The organism is Pseudomonas thivervalensis (assembly GCF_001269655.1).
Lineage (GTDB): Bacteria > Pseudomonadota > Gammaproteobacteria > Pseudomonadales > Pseudomonadaceae > Aquipseudomonas > Aquipseudomonas thivervalensis.
This window is the reverse complement of record NZ_LHVE01000007.1, coordinates 295,067-312,345: the sequence shown is the minus strand read 5'-3', so window position 1 is coordinate 312,345 and position 17,279 is coordinate 295,067. Positions and strand designations below refer to the sequence as shown.

Annotated in this window: 16 protein-coding genes; 1 reads left to right on the top strand and 15 read right to left on the bottom strand. The window is 54.1% G+C overall.

Going from position 1 to position 17,279, the window contains the following annotated elements; all coding sequences use genetic code 11:
* Window positions 1-114: 114 nt before the first annotated feature.
* Entirely contained in the window at window positions 115-282 is a 168-nt protein-coding gene (locus tag AD659_RS29160) for a DUF2897 family protein (protein ID WP_003183831.1), read from the top strand.
* 153 nt (window positions 283-435) lie between these two features.
* Here AD659_RS29160 and AD659_RS09200 read toward each other — a convergent pair whose 3' ends face one another.
* The 15 genes from AD659_RS09200 to AD659_RS29745 all read right to left on the bottom strand — a co-directional run bounded on the left by AD659_RS09200 (window position 436) and on the right by AD659_RS29745 (window position 17,257).
* The gene (locus tag AD659_RS09200) at window positions 436-1,287 is read right to left on the bottom strand and encodes an urea carboxylase-associated family protein (RefSeq protein ID WP_053120430.1); all 852 of its coding nucleotides are present in this window, start codon (window positions 1,285-1,287) and stop codon (window positions 436-438) included.
* Window positions 1,288-1,302: 15 nt separating this feature from the next.
* Window positions 1,303-1,956: a GntR family transcriptional regulator gene (locus AD659_RS09195; protein ID WP_053120428.1), complete on the bottom strand. Its 654-nt coding sequence runs from the start codon at window positions 1,954-1,956 to the stop codon at window positions 1,303-1,305.
* 143 nt (window positions 1,957-2,099) lie between these two features.
* Window positions 2,100-2,435 carry a ComEA family DNA-binding protein gene (locus tag AD659_RS09190; protein WP_053120426.1) on the bottom strand — a complete coding sequence of 112 codons (336 nt, stop codon included), beginning with the start codon at window positions 2,433-2,435 and terminating at the stop codon, window positions 2,100-2,102.
* A gap of 114 nt (window positions 2,436-2,549) precedes the next feature.
* On the bottom strand, window positions 2,550-4,544 hold the full coding sequence (locus AD659_RS09185; RefSeq protein ID WP_053120424.1) for a polysaccharide biosynthesis protein: 1,995 nt from the start codon (window positions 4,542-4,544) through the stop codon (window positions 2,550-2,552).
* Window positions 4,545-4,735: 191 nt separating this feature from the next.
* Window positions 4,736-6,745 (bottom strand): polysaccharide biosynthesis protein, encoded by a 2,010-nt coding sequence (locus tag AD659_RS09180; RefSeq protein ID WP_053121350.1) that lies wholly within the window; start codon window positions 6,743-6,745, stop codon window positions 4,736-4,738.
* Window positions 6,746-6,844: 99 nt separating this feature from the next.
* Window positions 6,845-7,861 carry an MraY family glycosyltransferase gene (locus AD659_RS09175; protein WP_053120422.1) on the bottom strand — a complete coding sequence of 339 codons (1,017 nt, stop codon included), beginning with the start codon at window positions 7,859-7,861 and terminating at the stop codon, window positions 6,845-6,847.
* The gene (locus AD659_RS09170) at window positions 7,858-8,823 is read right to left on the bottom strand and encodes a UDP-glucose 4-epimerase family protein (RefSeq protein WP_053120420.1); all 966 of its coding nucleotides are present in this window, start codon (window positions 8,821-8,823) and stop codon (window positions 7,858-7,860) included. Before AD659_RS09170 ends, AD659_RS09175 begins: the two co-directional genes overlap by 4 nt.
* The gene (locus tag AD659_RS09165) at window positions 8,823-10,076 is read right to left on the bottom strand and encodes a glycosyltransferase family 4 protein (RefSeq protein WP_053121347.1); all 1,254 of its coding nucleotides are present in this window, start codon (window positions 10,074-10,076) and stop codon (window positions 8,823-8,825) included. Before AD659_RS09165 ends, AD659_RS09170 begins: the two co-directional genes overlap by 1 nt.
* Before the next feature lie 14 nt (window positions 10,077-10,090).
* Entirely contained in the window at window positions 10,091-11,221 is a 1,131-nt protein-coding gene (wecB, locus tag AD659_RS09160) for a non-hydrolyzing UDP-N-acetylglucosamine 2-epimerase (RefSeq protein WP_053121345.1), read from the bottom strand.
* Between the two features lie 22 nt (window positions 11,222-11,243).
* Complete coding sequence (gene wbjC, locus AD659_RS09155; protein WP_053121343.1) at window positions 11,244-12,362, bottom strand: UDP-2-acetamido-2,6-beta-L-arabino-hexul-4-ose reductase; 1,119 nt, start codon at window positions 12,360-12,362, stop codon at window positions 11,244-11,246.
* A 5-nt stretch (window positions 12,363-12,367) separates the two neighbouring features.
* Window positions 12,368-13,402, bottom strand: a complete 1,035-nt coding sequence (locus tag AD659_RS09150) for a polysaccharide biosynthesis protein (protein ID WP_053120419.1) — start codon at window positions 13,400-13,402, stop codon at window positions 12,368-12,370.
* A 31-nt stretch (window positions 13,403-13,433) separates the two neighbouring features.
* The gene (locus AD659_RS09145; protein ID WP_053120417.1) at window positions 13,434-14,216 is read right to left on the bottom strand and encodes an AglZ/HisF2 family acetamidino modification protein; all 783 of its coding nucleotides are present in this window, start codon (window positions 14,214-14,216) and stop codon (window positions 13,434-13,436) included.
* Between the two features lies 1 nt (window position 14,217).
* Window positions 14,218-14,832 carry an imidazole glycerol phosphate synthase subunit HisH gene (gene hisH, locus AD659_RS09140; RefSeq protein WP_053120415.1) on the bottom strand — a complete coding sequence of 205 codons (615 nt, stop codon included), beginning with the start codon at window positions 14,830-14,832 and terminating at the stop codon, window positions 14,218-14,220.
* Window positions 14,829-15,974, bottom strand: coding sequence for an N-acetyl sugar amidotransferase (locus AD659_RS09135; RefSeq protein WP_053120413.1), 1,146 nt, complete (start codon window positions 15,972-15,974; stop codon window positions 14,829-14,831). Before AD659_RS09135 ends, hisH begins: the two co-directional genes overlap by 4 nt.
* A gap of 20 nt (window positions 15,975-15,994) precedes the next feature.
* The gene (locus AD659_RS29745) at window positions 15,995-17,257 is read right to left on the bottom strand and encodes a hypothetical protein (protein WP_153043997.1); all 1,263 of its coding nucleotides are present in this window, start codon (window positions 17,255-17,257) and stop codon (window positions 15,995-15,997) included.
* Window positions 17,258-17,279: the final 22 nt, after the last annotated feature.

Below are 17,279 nucleotides of genomic sequence, written 5' to 3'. Positions count from 1 at the left end.
GCCAACCGAACGGGCGTAGTATTGAACCACTGCGAGCAACCTTCGCTCATAAGTGGTAGGTGCGATGGATCGGCGAAAGGTTCGTCCGTCCATCGCCCCCTCAAGGAGAGCCCTATGCCCTGGTATGCCTGGTTGATTCTGATTGTTGCAATCGGCTCGATCGTTGGTGGTCTGATGATGCTGCGCGACACCGCCAACAAGGTCGAACTCACGGATGAACAGCGCAAGCGTGTTGCCGAACGCAATGCGGAAATGGATGCGAAGGAAGCGAAGGATCGTTGATCTGCTTGTGTGGCGAAGGAGCTCGCTCCCGCTGGGTCTGTAGGAGCTGTCGAGTGCAACGAGGCTGCGATCTTTCCCCTATCAATTGAGTCTGGAGCGAAGATCAAAAGATCGCAGGCTTCGCCAGCTCCTACAAAGCCAGCGCCAGCTATATCACTTCTCCCAATCCGCCTTGGCAATGTGCAAGCCATGCAACCCCTTGTACGCCGCCCGCTCAGGCTGGCTCCAGCCTTCCAGCAATGAATCCTCCAATCGATAGATCTCCACACCCAGCGGGCGACAAACGCTGAGGGGATCCTGCGCGTCCGGCCCCCACATCGCCAGCGACAGGTCGCCACCCGGACAGGTGGACAGGGCGCACAACAGATCAATCTCGGCAAAGAACTCCAGGTAATCACCCTTCTGTGCCGGACAGGCCTTCATGAAGTACATGTCGTCATGATTGAGTCCGGTGCACTGGAAAATATTCAGTACATCGTGCACATCGAACTCCGTCAGGCCATGGGGCAACACCGCACGGGTCAGGTTCGAATGGCAGTGATGATGGAAGTCCTCGCCGGTCAGCATCTTGTTTACATAGGGATCACAGCGCGTACCCAACAAATCGTGCAGCCGTCCGCCGTGCTCATCAATGCCGTAACCGGCCAGGCTGTCATCGGTAATGGTCACCAACGGCCGCAGGAATGGCAGATTCGACCACAAACGATCATGGGTACTGACGTGGGCACCCTGAAGCTGACGCGTGCGCGCCGCCCACAGGCGTTCCCGCGGATCGTGGGCGTTCCAGACGTTGAAGTCCCCCACCTGCGGGCCCACAGGGGTGGTGACGCGGAACACATGACCGGCGGGTACGTGCCAAGCGCGGCCGGTGCGAATCGGCACCTCGAACTGTTCGATCAGGGTGCGCTTGTCCTGCTGGGCGCGGATGCGGTCGTAGAAGGGTTTGTCCACTTGCAGGGCTGAACCTTTGCTGACCTGGTAGGCGGCTGGGTAGTCTTTGTACATGGCGCGGGTCCTTGATCAGGGGTGATGGGTAGCTGCGAGCAGTTGCAAAAGCAATTGCTCGGAATCGTCGAGGTAAAGGCTCATCGCTTCGTAAGCCGCCAGCCTGTCGCCTTCGGCCAACCAATCATGGATGCACCGGTCACGCGCCAGCCAAGGAGCCTGGAAGCACGCCTCATCGGGCGCGGTGCTAAACACCAGGCGCAGTTGTGCAACCACATTGGTAAAAAACTCATCGAGCAACGGGCTGCGCATCAATCCAACGACATGCTGATGGAACGCCAAGCCATGGGTACCGACCGAACGCCAGTCCTCACGCTCCCGAGCCAGATCCGCCGCCTCGAGGGCCTCGAGCATCCGGTCGGATTGATACTCGCGCAATGGCTGGCTGCCCAGGATGGCTTGAAGCTCCAGGGCGCGGCGGACCTTGAACAGATCTCGCACGTCATCGACACCCAGCCTTCGGACCATCACCCCTTTGTTGCGCACGTAACGGGTCAACCCTTCCTGGCCCAGGCGGTGTAGCGCTTCGCGGATGGTGTTGCGCGAAGCGTTGTAGGCCGAGACCAGGTTGTTCTCTACCAGCGCCATGCCTGGTAGCAGGCGACCGCCGATGATGTCGGCGCGTAGCTCAAGGGTGATCTGGTCGGCGAGGGAGAGCGTGTTGATCATGGAAGGGAGGCCTTGGATTGTTGAACAATCGGTTGGCTGTAGATAATCATTATTTATGCCAACAATGGAGAAGCCTTCAGTATTTGCATATACCAGATAGCAAAAAGGCCAGTCGATTCGACCGGCCTCCTTCAATCACAAACTCAATTCACTTCCAGCTTGTCACGGTTCCTGTCGAGAATCGCCTTGCCGATCCCCTTGACCTCCAACAACTCCTCCACCGAAGAAAACGGCCCATTACTCTCCCGATACGCAACAATCGCCTCGGCCTTGCCCTTGCCTATCCCCGATAGTTCGCGCTGCAACGTTGCGGCATCCGCCCCGTTCAAATCGACCTTGGCGCCCTGGGTTTTGGCTGGCTGCTCCACTGCTTGCGGCGCAGCGACCGACTCATGTCTGGCCGCTGGGGCGGCGATAGCAGCAATCGAGGCGCTGGTCAGAAGGGCAAAAATCAAAGAGTAGAAGTAGCCTGTACGCATAAATGACGCTCCATGACATCGTTAAAAGAGAAGCAGCTTTTCCGAAGCTGCTTCTCAAACTTAGGCGATGAAGTGTCGCTGTCAAAAATGTGTACGTTACAGCGTATGTAACAATCAGGGTTCGAGGCGGCGTTGCTGGTAGATCCAGTCGACAATCTCTCCATCCGGTGCGTAACCACTGACGGTATCGCGAAGCAGTTGGCGGACCCTGGTGTAGTCATCCTGCTCGATGGCGACCAGCAACTCGGCCAGCTTGATCTTGAGCGCGTCCCAGGACAGGTGATCCTCGTTGGCGCTCATGATCATCGGGTGCTGGGTCGCAACGACGTTGTCACCGATCAGCAACTCTTCGTAAAGCTTCTCGCCTGGACGCAGGCCGGTGAACTCGATTGAGATGTCGCCGTGGAGATTTTTTTCCGAACGTACGCTCAGCCCGGACAAATGGATCATCTTTTCCGCCAGTTCGATAATCTTCACCGGCTCGCCCATGTCCAGAACAAACACATCCCCGCCCAGCCCCATGGAACCCGCCTGGATCACCAACTGGGCGGCCTCAGGGATGGTCATGAAATAGCGAGTGATCTTGGGGTGGGTAACCGTCAACGGCCCGCCGGACTTGATTTGCTTATGAAACAGGGGAATAACCGAACCGGACGACCCCAGCACATTGCCGAACCGGACCATGGTGAAACGGGTTTTATTGACCCTCGAGACGTTGGCCTTGTCGCCAAACAACACAGGCGCCAGTTCGCGGCTAAGGGCCTGCAAGGTCAGCTCCGCAAGCCGCTTGGTGCTGCCCATGACATTGGTCGGGCGCACCGCTTTATCCGTGGAGATCAGCACGAAGTTCGATACACCTGCCTGCAACGCAGCCTGCGCCGTATTCAAGGTACCGATCACATTGTTCAGGACGCCTTCCGCGATATTGTGCTCGACCATCGGCACATGTTTGTAAGCCGCGGCGTGATAGACCGTGTCGACATTCCAGGTCTTCATCACGTCCAGCAGTTTGTCCTGGTCTCGTACCGATCCAAGGATAGGCAGCAACCGAACCGACAACGATTCCCTGATCACTCGAGGTTCAAGCTCGGACAGAATGCTATAGAGATTGAATTCGCTATGCTCATACAGCAGCAGCGTAGTCGGCTTCAGTGCCAGGATTTGCCGACAAAGTTCGGAGCCAATCGAACCACCGGCACCGGTGACTAAGACCGACTGGCCAGTAATGCAATGCTCTAATAGATCAGGTTGCGCGGGAACCGGATCGCGCCCTAGAAGGTCCGCGATGTCCACTTCCTGGATGTCATCGACCTTGACCCGGCCGCTGGCCAGGTCCATGAACCCGGGGACACTGCGTACATGCAGCGGGAAGCCTTCAAGCAGCGTCAGGATCTCTCTACGGCGGCCCCGTGACGAGGACGGTACTGCCAGTAGAATTTCCTGCGCGCCAGTTGTGTCGATCATTTTCTGGATATGTTTTGGCGCGTAGACCTGTAGCCCAGCGATCACGCGGTCAGTGATGCTGTTGTCATCATCGATGAATGCGACCGGTCGCATCACCCGTCCCATGCGCAGCGCGGCCACGAGCTGGTTACCTGCGGCCCCGGCACCATAAATAGCAACCTTGGGCAGACCATCGTCACGGTTGGTGAAGGGCACATGCTGGGCTGCGGTAAACCAGTCCCCCAGGAAGTACTGCCGCATCATCAGGCGCAAGCCGCCGATCATGATCAGGCTAAGCCACCAATAATTGAAAATGATGGAGCGTGGCACCACGGTTTTATGGTTGCTGTACCAATACACCACCAGAGCCAGCAACAGGGCCGAAAGGCTGACCGCCTTGCAAATCGTGATCAGCGCGTCATTACCAAAATACCGCATGACCGCGCGATACATGCCAAAGCGGATGAAGATCGGGATGGCTACCAGCGGGGCTGAACCAAAAAGCCACAGATGTGTTGCAATCGGGCTGGCCAATGCTTCGACGCCCAGACGAACGACGAACGCCAGCCAGAGGGCGACCCAGACAAGGACAATGTCTGTTGCCACTTGTATCGCCCGCTTGTGGCGTCTTGGCAATCCCAGCAGGGCTATTCTTAACTTATCCATAAACCCTTTACTCACCTTGGCACGTTCCCGTCGTGAATACGTTCCTATTGTACGTAGCAACGTTACACATCACTTAGTAAAAACGATCATTTGAAAACGAACCTGTACCGGCCTTCAGATTAGACTTCCTCAAGATCCAGTAGGGCGCTTGAGCGGCCGACATCATCAGCCACAGCGAGCCAAGGCTCCACTCAACGATCCTTGTGTTTTGGCATCAGGCGTCGTTGCTGGAATATCCAATCGACAATCTCTCCTTCGGGTGTGTAACCGCTTACGGTTTCGCGTAGCAGCATGCGGACCCGTGAATATTCATCCTTGGCAACGGCGGCCATCAGTTCATCCAGTCTAGCCTTGAGTTGTTCCCACGGCAGATGGTCCTCATTGGCGCTCATGATCATCGGGTGCTGGGTCGCAACCACGTTGTCGCCGATCAACAGTTCTTCATAGAGCTTCTCACCTGGCCGCAACCCCGTGAACTCGATCGCAATATCACCGTGCACATTCTTCTCGGAGCACACATTCAAGCCAGACAGGTGGACCATTTTCTCAGCCAACTCGGCGATTTTCACCGGTTCCCCCATATCCAGCACAAACACATCGCCACCTCGCCCCATCGACCCCGCCTGAATCACCAACTGCGCAGCTTCCGGGATTGTCATGAAATAGCGGGTGATATTGGGATGCGTAACAGTGATCGGCCCCCCGGATTTGATCTGCTGCCGGAAACGCGGAATAACCGAGCCGGACGAGCCCAGCACATTACCGAAGCGCACCATGACGAAACGGGTCTTATTGACCCGGGCAACATTACCACTGTCTGCGAAGAGCACCGGCGCGAGCTCTTGACTCAGGGCTTGCAAGACCATTTCAGCCAGGCGCTTGGTGCTACCCATGACATTGGTCGGGCGCACCGCTTTATCCGTGGAAATGAGCACGAAGTTCTCGACCTGAGCCTTCACCGCCGCTTGTGCGGTGTTCAACGTACCGATGACGTTGTTGAGTATGCCTTCGGCGATATTGTGCTCCACGAGGGGTACATGCTTATAGGCTGCTGCGTGATACACAGTCTCGACGTCCCAGGAGGTCATGACGTCGAACAATTTCGTCGCGTTACGTACCGAACCCAGGATCGGCAACACACTCACCGGGATCGATTGTCGGACGATGGTCTCATCCAGCTCGCTCAAGATACTGTAGAGGTTGAACTCACTGTGATCGAACAACAGCAAAGTGGATGGCTGCAGGGCGAGAATCTGTCGACAGAGTTCAGAACCAATCGACCCACCCGCTCCCGTGACCAGGACAACTTTTCCCCGAATACAACGCGACAAAAGTTCCGGTTGGGCTGGCACTGCATCCCGCCCCAACAAGTCGGCAATATCTACCTCCTGGATGTCGTCGACTTTCACGCGGCCGCTGGCCAGATCCATGAAACCCGGCACACTGCGTACGTGCAGTGGATAGCCTTCCAGATACTCGAGGATTTCACGGCGTCGCGCACGACTCGCCGAAGGAACGGCCAACAGCACTTCTTGAGCGCCAGTGAGTTCAATCATCTTCTGGATGTGCTTGGGCTTGAACACCTGCAGACCAAAAATCATTCGATTGGCGATACTGGCATCGTCGTCGATGAAAGCCACCGGTTGCATATCTCGACCAATACGCAAGGCCGCTACCAGTTGATTACCGGCGGCACCGGCTCCGTAGATCGCCACTTTGGTAAGACCAGCGTTGCGGTTGACGAAAGGCACATGGCGGGAAGGAATGAACCAATCGCCCATGAAGTACTGGCGCATGAGCAATCTCAAACCGCCGATCAACACCAGGCTGAGCCACCAGTAATTGAAGATGACCGAACGTGGGACAGGCGCCATGTAAGATGCCCCCCAATACACCACAAGCGCCAATACCAACGCGCTCAAGCTGACCGCCTTGATGATTGCGATCAAGGCATCGTTACCCAAATAACGCATGACGGCTCGGTACATACCAAAACGAACGAACAGTGGGATGGCAATCAAAAAGGCGCTGACAAGGAGCCATGGATGGGTGGTAAACGGATTGATCATCTCGTCGAAGCCAAGGCGCACCACGAATGCCAACCACAAGGCGGCCCAGACCAGCAACACATCAGCCATGACCTGAAGCAGGCGTTTCTGCCGACGCGGCAAGCCCAGCAATGCAACGCGAAGTCTATCCATGAATGTTTCCAGCACCTTGTTGTTTCTGTTCATTCTCGTTATGTCCGGCTGCCCAACGGCAGCCCTCCATGACCCATTTCACATCATTACCCGGCGTAATCAGACGCCCTCCAGTTGACCGGCCTTGAACTTGAAGGCCAATAACACCAAGGGCACGTAGGCCAACACGACGCCTGTCAGCCCATCCAGCTTCAGAACCACGACGCACCACGCCAGGGGAAACAGCCACAGCACATTGATCGCCGCTACTGCCAACGTGACCGGACGATGGCGACCATAACGGCGCGAGGCAAACTGATAAGCATGACTACGATGAGCTTCATAGACCTTATCACCCCGCAAAAACCGCCGAATCAGAGTGATCGTCGCGTCGACGATAAACACCCCCAGCAGGATCAGCCATGCCCAGAACAAGGCCGGAGAGACCCAGGCGGCTTGCAGGGACATGATCCCAAGCGCGATCCCCAGGAAACCACTGCCCGCGTCTCCCATGAAAATCTTCGCGGGTGGGAAATTCCAAAACAGAAAGCCCAGCACCGCGGCCGCCAGGATCAACGGAGGCCAGATCAGGTCGGTGAAACCCGACAGCACGTAGAGAGCACTCGCCCCCAGGCAGGCCGACACCGCCTCGATGCTGGCAATACCGTCAATACCGTCCATGAAGTTGTACAGGTTGAGAATCCAGACAAGATAAAACGCCGCCAGGGCATGTCCTATCCAGGATAAATCGACACTGACGCCAAACAGGTTCAGCGGCGCCAGGCCTTCAAGCCATGCCAACGCCCAGACAGCGGCGCTGAAATGCCCGAGCAATCGCCACCGGGCCGCAATGTGACCATGGTCATCCATGAACCCCACGATGGCGACCAGCGCACCGGCCCCGCCCAACGCGACCAGATAATGAAGCGGTACCAGACCCAGTTGGCCCAGCAAGGGCAATGTCAGCAGGAATGCCACGACAATGGCGACGCCCCCGCCCCGGGGCGTCGGGATACTGTGGGAGCTGCGTGCATTCGGAATATCGATGATGCTACGCGCCAAGGCATATCGACGCAGCCCCGCGGTCATGAGCAGCGAAGCCAGCGTGACAGAGACAAACAACCAGAAGTACATCATTTAGCTTGATTCATCCTGAAATGCCGTGCGGTCTTGGCCAATGCATCATCGACACTCACGGGAGGGTTCCAATTCAAAAGTGTACGGGTCTTCTCGATATTGACCTGCAGCGAACCACACAGGCGCTGGGACAGTGCTTTTCTGCCCAGCATGCTGGCGCCGCGCTCGAGTATCCAGCTGGGTACCGGAATCAACCGGGCAGCTTTGCCTAGCGCACGGGCCATTCTGCTGAGCAACGCCGTGGTCGACAGATCCTCTCCATCGCTGACCAGAAAGGTCTGGTTCGCCGCCGCAGGGTGATCAATACAGGTCACGATGAGATCAACCAGGTTATCGATGCTCACCAGGCTGCGCTGGTTATCGATGGCGCCGAATGGCAAAGGCACACCTTTGTCCAACCAACGCATCATGTTCAAGAAGTTGGCCTTCACGCCGGGCCCGTATACCAGGACAGGTCGGATGACGACCACCTCCATTCCTGTCGCCAGAGCAACCTCCCGCAGGCCTTGCTCAGCTTCCTGCTTGGACACGCCATACGCGTCCGCCGGCGCAGGTGCATCGTCGGCAGTGTAAGAGTGGCCGGGCGACGTGCCCTCCCCATTCACTTTGATGGAGCTGATGAAAATAAATCGACGGACACCGCCTTCAGCCGCCTGCCTTGCAAAATTGAGCGTGCCTTCCACGTTGACCCGCCGAAAGGCAGCCAGCGGATCAGCCTCCGTATCGTTCATCACATGCACGCGAGCGGCGCAATGAATGACTGTATCCACATTGGCCAGGTGCGCGTGCCATTGGGTTTGCGCGGAAAATGATTCGATCCGCACAGTAGTGATGGGCCCTGACAAATGCTGGTCACCGCGAACCACTGCAATCACGGATCGTCCTGCGTCTGCTTGCAACCGTGTAAATACCGCACCACCTACAAACCCGCTCGCCCCGGTCACAAGAATACTTTTCTGCATCAGCGGTTCACCTTCCGTAGCGTGGCTTTTCTGAAGATATCTTCCAAACGCGCCAGCAAGCGCTGCTTGGAGTAGTGCTGAAGGTAATAGTCACGACCACTCTCCCCCATGACTTTACGTTGGGATGGAGCAATCTCCGCCAGGATCCGAGTGATACGTGCCAAGCCATCGGCATCACCGGATGCACACGTAAATCCCGCACCGGACTCATCGATTACGCGCGCGGCTTCGCCATTGATCATGCCCAGCAGAGGCCTGCCCGAGGCCAGGTAAGCCTGGACTTTGCCGGGGATGGTTTTTTCAAACACATCGTTGGTCTTCAGTGAAACCAACAATGCATCGGCGTTGGCAAACAAGGCTGGCATGGCCTCCAATGGATGCCTGCCCAGGAGCAGGACGTTATCCAAACCTCGCGCACTTACCTGTTGGCTCAGCCACTGGCTCATTCGGCCGTCACCCACGATAGCCCAGCGCACGGCGACTTTCCCGCGCAGTCGCTCAGCAGCGTCCAGCACGGCAGGGAAATCCTGAGCCTCGCCCAGATTACCAGCGAACACCACGGTAAATACCGACTCGTCGCGTGCAAGTATCGAGTTCGCACGATCCGCAGTCGCGGAGAAGTCGTCTTCAGCCCAGCTGGGGAAGTAGACCAAGCGTTGCGGGTCTATGGGCCGAGTACAGTAGCCTTTGACGTTCTCGAGAAAACCATTTGATTGCAGCAAAAGGTAGTCGGCGCGGTTATAGATCCAAGACACCATTCGACCAACCATGGACAGCAACGCCGGCTGTTTCAGTACGCCAACCGCCCTCAGTGTTTCCGGCCACAAATCCAGAACCCAAATGAACACGGGGGCCTTCTTCAAGCGACCGATCACCAAAGCCGGAATAGCCGCCATGATGGGGGAAACTGCGTAGACGAATACGGCATCGAAAGTACGTCCCCGCAACGCGTAGGCGCCAACAGTCGAAGCACTGGAAAAAAAACTCAGGTAATTGAGGATCAATTGGATGCTGCGTTTACCGCGCGGGATCATGGGCACCCGGACAATGCGGGCGCCATGGTATTCCGTGAACTGCCCAGGTGCAGCCTTGTAGGCATCGAACACCTTTCCTTCCGGATAATTAGGCATTCCCGTAAGCACCGTGACCGAATGCCCTTTTTCGGTGAAGTCACGCACCAGATCGTTGATGCGCATGTTCTCTGGCCAGAAGTATTGCGTGACCACCAAAATATTCAGCTTGCTCTCAGGCATATCCACGACTCGACTCAATACCGCTTCCAAACGACACGGTTTACGTAGTCGGTATAACTGTGCACGATCCTGGCTACCTTTTCGGAAACATTAGGCATGCTGTAGTCCGCGACCAGACGAAGGCTGCGCTCGCTACCCGAGAGTTGCGTCTGGAGAATATTCAGTCCCTGCAGGACTCGCTCGACTTCCAACCCCACCATCATCACTGCCGCTTCCTCCATTCCCTCTGGTCGCTCATGAGCTTCGCGCAGGTTCAAGGCTGGGAAGTTGAGAATCGACGATTCTTCATTGATGGTGCCACTGTCGGACAAGACCGCACGCGACTCGAGTTGCAGCTTGTTGTAGTCCATGAATCCCAAAGGCTTGAGCAGTCGGACATTTTCATGGAACACGATGCCCATGGCATCAACACGCTTTTGAGTGCGCGGATGGGTGGAGACAATAACGGGCTGACCAAACGTACTGGCCACGGTATTGAGCACCTCGACCATCTTGAGGAAGTTCTTATCCGAGTCGACGTTCTCTTCGCGGTGCGCACTGACCACAAAGAACTTGCCCGCCTCCAAGCCAAGTCGCTCCAGGACGTCCGACGCCTCGATGCTCTCGCGATAATGGTTGAGCACTTCAAACATAGGGCTGCCAGTCTTGATGACACGATCGGCAGGCAACCCCTCGCCCAGCAAGTAATCTCGGGCGATGGAGCTATAGGTCAGGTTGATGTCTGCCGTGTGATCAACGATGCGCCGATTGATTTCTTCGGGGACGCGCATATCAAAGCAACGGTTTCCGGCTTCCATATGGAACGTGGGGATCTTGCGTCGCTTGGCGGGGATAACGGCCATGCAACTGTTTGTATCACCCAGTACCAGCAAAGCTTCAGGCTCAATGGTAGCCAGTACCCGGTCCACCGCGATGATCACATTGCCGATGGTCTCTGCGCCGGTGCTCCCGGCAGCATTCAAGAAGTGGTCAGGCTTTCGGATGCCCAAGTCCTGGAAGAAAATCTCGTTCAACTCGTAGTCGTAATTCTGACCGGTATGCACCAGCACGTGCTCGCAATATTTATCCAAGGCGGCCATGACCCGGGACAAACGGATAATTTCGGGGCGCGTCCCCACTACGGTGACGATTTTCAGTTTCTTCAGTGCAGTATTCATTGCAAATCCTTCAGGCCTGAGTGCCAACAGCCATGGTGTAAGTGTCTGGCCGCTCACGATCAAAAATCTCGTTAGCCCAAAGCATTACGATCATTTCGGTTTCGCCAGTGTTGGTGATGTCATGGCTCCAACCCGGGACGGTTTCAACGATCTGTGGCGTTTCGCCATCAGTGTAAAGCTCGTAGAACTCACCGCTGACAATGTGCCGAAAACGGAAGCAGGCCTGACCTTTGATCACCAGGAACTTCTCGGTCTTGCTGTGATGGTAATGCCCTCCCCGCGTAATGCCCGGATGAGCAGTGAAGTAGGAGAACTGACCGGCGTCCGGGGTCTTGAGCATCTCAACGAATACGCCTCGCGCATCACCGTGCTTGGGCAATTCATAAGTGAAAATATCAGGAGTGAAATAGCTCAGGTAAGTCGAATACAAGGCGCGGACCAACCCTGTCCCCACCCGTTCGGTCACCATTGTCTCTCGGCTGCGCTTGAACGCCTGCAACTGATCGGCCAACGCCCCGACCGTCGTGGCATAAACAGGTTGCACATCCAGATAAGGACCTTCCGGAGCGCGGCCATCCATTACATCGATGAAGCTTCTGATCACATCGTCGATATAGACCAACTGCAGCGGCGCCGCGGGATCATTGACGGTGATTGGCAAGTCACGAACGATATTATGACAGAACGTCGCCACCGCCGAGTTGTAGTCTGGCCGCGCCCATTTCCCGAAAACGTTGGGCAAACGATAAAGATAAACCGGTGAACCTTGCTGTTTCGACAGTTCAAGCAAGGCGTGTTCGGCTTCGCGCTTGCTCATCCCATAAGGATTGTCGACCTCGGCCTGTATGGATGAGGTGTAAATCACGGGTATCGAACGGCCGGTGGCCCTGAGCGCAGCACACAACATTGCAGTGAGGCCGCTGTTACCTTCGCTGAACTCCTCGACACGCTGGGGCCGATTGACGCCCGCCAGGTGAAACACGAAGTCCACGCCATCAAGCATCGACAACAGATCGGATGGAGCATCCTGGCGACCAAATCGAACCACCTGAACGTCCTGACGCTCTTGTAGGTGAGCCACGAGGTTCTTGCCGACAAAACCGCCAGCCCCGGTAATGAGAACTTTCACGGGCATCACTCCTCTGGAGTGGCGGGCTCGCCACGCTGTATGGCCCGCATGAAATCCAGTTTCAACAACAACTTTTGCATGCCTTCGACGTCCAAGCGCTCGGTGTTATGCGAGTTGTAATCCTCGGTGCGTGAAATTTTCTCCTCGCCTAGCTCGACGAACTTGCTGTAGTTCAAGTCGCGCAGGTCTGGTGGTACACGGAAATAGGCGCCCATGTCTTCAGCACAGGCCATCTCCTCACGACTGAGCAGTGCCTCGTAAAGCTTTTCCCCGTGACGCGTGCCAATGATTTGAATCGGGTGGTCTGGTTGCCCGAGCATCGATGTCAGCGCTTGAGCGAGGGTTTCGACAGTGGCAGCAGGGGCTTTCTGGACAAAGAGATCACCGTTGTTACCATGCTCAAAGGCGTAGAGCACCAGATCCACCGCATCGGCCAGGGTCATCATGAAGCGGGTCATGTTGGGATCGGTGATCGACAGCGACTTACCTGCACGAATCTGCTCGATGAACAGTGGGATGACTGACCCTCGGGAGGCCATTACATTGCCATATCGTGTGCCGCAAATAACCGTCTTGCTCTCGTCGACATTACGCGACTTGGCAACCATGACTTTTTCCATCATGGCCTTGGAGATACCCATGGCATTAATTGGATAGACAGCCTTGTCAGTGCTCAGGCATACCACGCGCTGGACGCCATTCTGGATGGCCGCCTCAAGCACGTTGTCGGTGCCAATGACGTTGGTTTTCACCGCTTCCATGGGATGAAATTCGCAGGAAGGTACCTGCTTGAGGGCCGCAGCATGGAAGATATAGTCAACACCACGGGTAGCATTCAGCACGCTTTGGTAGTCCCGTACATCGCCGATGTAAAACTTCAGCTTGGCGTTACTGTAACGCTTGCGCATGTCGTCCTGTTTTTTCTCATCGCGGCTGAAAATGCGGATCTCAGCGATGTCGGTATCCAGGAAGCGTTTGAGCACCGCGTTGCCGAAGGAACCAGTACCACCAGTGATGAGAAGTTTTTTGCCGTTGAACATATGATCTGACCCTTGCCACGAACCCGGCAAATTACCTGGCTCGTAGAGCTGAATAAATGATGTCGTCTTTCTGCTGAGCGCTCGGATAGCTGATCAGCACCGCCCGATACCCGCCCTTGAACACAAAGAAGCTGCCCGCCGCCACGCCAACAACGCCACAAGCTGCCACGACGCTGCGCATGTCTTCAAGCGAGCCGCCACCGCCTAAAATAGTGATAGGGATGCGTACGGCCTCTCGAAGCTTGATTGCAAGCTCGATATCGTAGCCCTTCATTTTGCCGTCATTTTCGATGGAATTTAGAACGATTTCCCCGGCACCGAGTTCTTCAAATTCTTTAGCAGCCTCAATGACACTGCGCTTGGTATTACGCGTGCCGTTGTGCGTCCAGACGTCCTGCTGCTTGCTCAATAAACGCGCTTTATGATCCAGGACCACGACAACGCTCTGCCTGCCAATCTCTGCAGCGATCTGACTAATCAATTGGGGATTTTCAAATGCCGCCGAGCTGATGGCAACCTTCTCGACACCCAGTGCGATAATTTGCTTAGCCTGCTCTGCCGTGCGAATGCCACCGCCATAGCACAGCGGCATCCTGCATTCCGCCGCCAGTTTGGCGATCTGGGCATAATTGGGCTCCACAGCATTCGCGGTGGCATCGATGTCAATCACGATCAATTCGTCGGCTTCTTTCTCATTGAAGATTTTTACCGCATTGATCGGATCCCCGACGTATTTGGGGTCTTTGAACTTCACTGTCTTCACCAGCCCGCCATCTTGAATCAGCAAGCAAGGAATGATCCTGGGTCTCAACATGTCATAGTTCCGCGAAGTTTTTCAGTAATCCGACGCCGAAGTGATGGCTTTTTTCTGGATGAAACTGGACGCCATACACATTTTGAGCGCGCACCGCGCAACTGAACTCTAACCCATAGGAGGATGCCGCCTCGCTATATCGAGCTTTTTCGCATTCAAAAAAGAAAGAATGTAAGAAATAGAAACGCGCCTCCGCCTCAAACCCCTTGAACAAAGCGGAACCGGGGGAAGGATTGACATCGTTCCATCCCATATGCGGCAGCGGCAGCTCAGCCAAATGAGGAACCGACTTGAAAGACCGAACACGACCAGGCACCCAGCCAAGGCCTGGCAACGCGCCCTCTTCACTACTGGTCGCCAGGATCTGCATGCCTACGCAAACGCCCAAGACCGGCACCTTGTGAAGCAGGACCAATTCCTCAAGCGTGGGACGCATTCCCGAGGCATTCAGCCGCTCGACAGCATGATCGAACGCACCGACCCCGGGGAGGATCAACTTCGTCGCACCGTCGAGCTGCGCAGCCGTCTGAGCGACTGCGACGGGTATGTGCAAACGTCGATAAACGTTCACAAAAGCCTGGATATTACCCAGACCGTAGTCAATGATGGTAATCATCTGAACAGTCGTCTTTCCAATCCGATTGCACTGAGGATACGAGCACCTATTCCAATCAAGAAGCGCTTGTTCTTGTAATCACGGAAGGTCTTGTTTTCGCCGTCGAAAATGCGCTGAAGCTCGGGAACAGTCAAGTCCAGCTTGTGCGCCACGTATTCAAACTCCGAAGTAAGGAAGTTTTCATCCAGTTCGGGTTTGGCGATACGCGCCAAAGCGGCTTCCCGGGTCATTTGCCCGGTCATGATAAGGCTCGAGAAATGAGCACGACGTTTCTCATAGCCAAATTTACGCGGCATCCAGTAGTCTTCGTAAAAACGTGTGAATCTGGATTCATGATGCTTATGCTGAAAACGCTTCCAACCAAACAAGCGCTCAAGCGTATCCTCAGCCTCGCTCTTTACATAAGGCACAAGATTCAGAGGACGTACAACCTGCATACCCAAGACATAACGATAATAAATCTTATAGGACAATATATCTACAAGCGGAAAAGTTTTAAGTTTTCGCGTACCAAATTTAGCATGAATATCATTTATCAGTATCTTGTCGATCCCCGGATAGGCTCCCCACTCCTCCGGCTCACGACAACACTCGGTAGAATAGTTAGCCCCCGTCAGTACGTACTTTATTTTATTAGCCTTGGCAAACTTATAGAGCCCTGAAAAAAAAGCAGCATCTTGCGGAATATCCTGATCCGGAATCTGAGCCTTTAAAAAAGCCACTTGCAGGCTTTTCATTTCTTCCCAGTTTATAACATCAGTGTATAAATCCAAACCGAGACCATCGACCAGCTTCTCAATATTACCAACAGCCTGATCTGTGTTCCAACCCGCATCAACATGAAACAACAAAGGGCGCAACCCCATAACCTCTTTAGCTACGTAACATAAGTACGAGCTATCAAGACCGCCACTAAGACCGATGATGCAATCGAACTCACGCCCAACACCATCAGCTTTTATTTTTTTAGCCAACAACTTCAGCTCAGCATCACCTCGCGCATCAGTGTGCCAACTAGGCTTAATAGCCTTGGAAAAATTATTGCAATATTCACAAACACCCTGCTCATCAAACTTTATATTAGGATCACTTGTGTCCATAATACAACTACCACAAATAGCATACTCCAAGGTGCTGCTCATTTATCCCTCCAATTAAAATGCTATTTCATCGCTTGTAATTTATTATTTATTCTTGATAATACTTCGCAATATTCTTCAGGTTTAATCGCCAAGGGATGCAAAACCGCCCCGATCCCGCTCCCCTCGTACTCAGCCACCAAGGTTGAGGGATAGGATATTAGCAAATCGACCTCAGGAAAGAAATCGGTCTGCTCAATCATATGCCACCCCCTTGATTTTATCTCCTTGCTCGGAGACACCGTAGGATGCGGCTTATAAAAAAAATCAATCGTAGAATTCGACACCATCTGATCATAAAGATACAAGTGAAATTTTTCACATATGGCATGCCCGACTATCAGGACACTGAAATCAGAGGATACGGGCGACAACGAAATCTTAGGCTTGAAAAACTCAACCTCTAGGGAGTGTTCGGCAGCCCTACGAGACAAAATATGATGACGAAACACTTCAACCGAACCTTCGTTATAAACATATAGTTTCGCCACGCTGCACAACCGCGTTGGAATCTCCACAGAAAAACTGGACTCCATGCTTGTCGAAGCGAGCCCAACCAATGACCCATGCTGAACAATTGTAAGGCTTGATTCCTTTTTTGACCTTTCTGCAACAAGGCGATCCATCAGGACCGCCCACCTATCGTAATGATCGGTTATGATAAATTGATGAGAGGACATTTTTTCAATAGCCAAATAGAACGCAATCCATTTGAACGCGGTGTAGCTCTGCAGTCTCCACACATCGAATAATACTTTTTTCCTCATCCGACTTGAGATAACAAAAGACAGCCTCAATGCTTGAATACAGTCGCGCCAAGTCAACAATGCGGAGAAGTTAAATGCCAGCATCTTAGAGTCTAAACTAAGCACCTCACTGCCAGGACATTTAATCAAACCACCCATTCCATTTAGCACGCCAGCTGACTCAAGCACACCCAACGCACGAGGAGAGAAAGAAAGACCAATAGGTAAATCCGAAGGTAAATTCGAATATCGAATATCGAATTTATCCTTAACAATTAACAATTTTAAAAAATCAAACAAAAACCAACACTTATCCAGCCCGAGCCACCACATGAAACCAGCCAGACTTATAACAAAACGAATCGAACGAAAGTTTGAACCCACTATGCTTATCAATTTGGCTGGGCGAGGCGCATACGCCAAGTCACTTGGCTCGCAGCCACAAAGCGAATATACACTTTTGTCAATAGCAATTTCATTTTTTGTTGCAGCAAGGTAATGTGCAAGCAGCCTCAATCGGCCCGACTTATTCTTATCCATGCCCTTTGTTCTCTGTGACTCT

Excerpts from the sequence above, each read along its gene's own strand:
- AD659_RS29160 (WP_003183831.1), top strand. The coding sequence starts at position 115 with ATGCCCTGGTATGCCTGGTTGATTCTGATTGTTGCAATCGGCTCGATC.
- AD659_RS09200 (WP_053120430.1), bottom strand. The coding sequence starts at position 1,287 with ATGTACAAAGACTACCCAGCCGCCTACCAGGTCAGCAAAGGTTCAGCC.
- AD659_RS09195 (WP_053120428.1), bottom strand. The coding sequence starts at position 1,956 with ATGATCAACACGCTCTCCCTCGCCGACCAGATCACCCTTGAGCTACGC.
- AD659_RS09190 (WP_053120426.1), bottom strand. The coding sequence starts at position 2,435 with ATGCGTACAGGCTACTTCTACTCTTTGATTTTTGCCCTTCTGACCAGC.
- AD659_RS09185 (WP_053120424.1), bottom strand. The coding sequence starts at position 4,544 with ATGGATAAGTTAAGAATAGCCCTGCTGGGATTGCCAAGACGCCACAAG.
- AD659_RS09180 (WP_053121350.1), bottom strand. The coding sequence starts at position 6,745 with ATGGATAGACTTCGCGTTGCATTGCTGGGCTTGCCGCGTCGGCAGAAA.
- AD659_RS09175 (WP_053120422.1), bottom strand. The coding sequence starts at position 7,861 with ATGATGTACTTCTGGTTGTTTGTCTCTGTCACGCTGGCTTCGCTGCTC.
- AD659_RS09170 (WP_053120420.1), bottom strand. The coding sequence starts at position 8,823 with ATGCAGAAAAGTATTCTTGTGACCGGGGCGAGCGGGTTTGTAGGTGGT.
- AD659_RS09165 (WP_053121347.1), bottom strand. The coding sequence starts at position 10,076 with ATGCCTGAGAGCAAGCTGAATATTTTGGTGGTCACGCAATACTTCTGG.
- AD659_RS09150 (WP_053120419.1), bottom strand. The coding sequence starts at position 13,402 with ATGTTCAACGGCAAAAAACTTCTCATCACTGGTGGTACTGGTTCCTTC.
- AD659_RS09145 (WP_053120417.1), bottom strand. The coding sequence starts at position 14,216 with ATGTTGAGACCCAGGATCATTCCTTGCTTGCTGATTCAAGATGGCGGG.
- hisH (WP_053120415.1), bottom strand. The coding sequence starts at position 14,832 with ATGATTACCATCATTGACTACGGTCTGGGTAATATCCAGGCTTTTGTG.
- AD659_RS09135 (WP_053120413.1), bottom strand. The coding sequence starts at position 15,974 with ATGAGCAGCACCTTGGAGTATGCTATTTGTGGTAGTTGTATTATGGAC.
- AD659_RS29745 (WP_153043997.1), bottom strand. The coding sequence starts at position 17,257 with ATGGATAAGAATAAGTCGGGCCGATTGAGGCTGCTTGCACATTACCTT.